This is a genomic window from Streptomyces sp. BE303 (assembly GCF_036290945.1).
Lineage (GTDB): Bacteria > Actinomycetota > Actinomycetes > Streptomycetales > Streptomycetaceae > Kitasatospora.
The window spans coordinates 1-478 of sequence record NZ_JAQYWZ010000896.1 but is presented as its reverse complement, the minus strand read 5'-3'; the positions used below and the strand labels follow the sequence as shown (position 1 = coordinate 478).

The window sequence follows — 478 nt, the reverse complement described above, 5'->3', positions numbered from 1 at the left end:
TGACGGGTGTGACCCGCTATGGCTCGTGTCGGTGTAGTCCAACTTCTGCCACACGCAGCCGGCGGCCGGTGTCGCCGGCATCATCTAGATGGGCCTGGCGTTGCGGCCCGAGAGCCTGCCCGCCACCCTGCACGCGGAGGAGCCGTCGACCGAGGTCAACTGGTCGGCGGGCGCCGTCGAGTTGCTGACGGAGTCGCGGCGCTGGAGCGCCGGGGACCGGCCTCGTCGGGCGGGTGTGTCGGCGTTCGGCGTCATAGGCACCAACGCGCACGTGATCGTGGAGGAGCCACCGACGGTCGAGGCCGCCGCCGTGGCAGCAGTGGACCTGCCACTGGCTCCGGTGCTGTTGTCCGGTACGGACGAGGCGGCGCTCCGTGCCCAGGCACAGCAGTTGCGACTTGTGGCCGATCGGTATCTCAACACGCTCGCCTCAGCTGCAGCCCGCCGTGCAGCGCTGTCCCATCTGGCGGTGGTGCTC

1 protein-coding gene is annotated in these 478 nt (G+C 70.3%); it reads left to right on the top strand.

What is annotated here, in order from left to right; translation table 11 throughout:
• Positions 1-88: 88 nt before the first annotated feature.
• Positions 89-478 (top strand): ketoacyl-synthetase C-terminal extension domain-containing protein (locus tag PUR56_RS34965; RefSeq protein ID WP_329951914.1); only part of this gene is annotated, 390 nt, incomplete at its 3' end.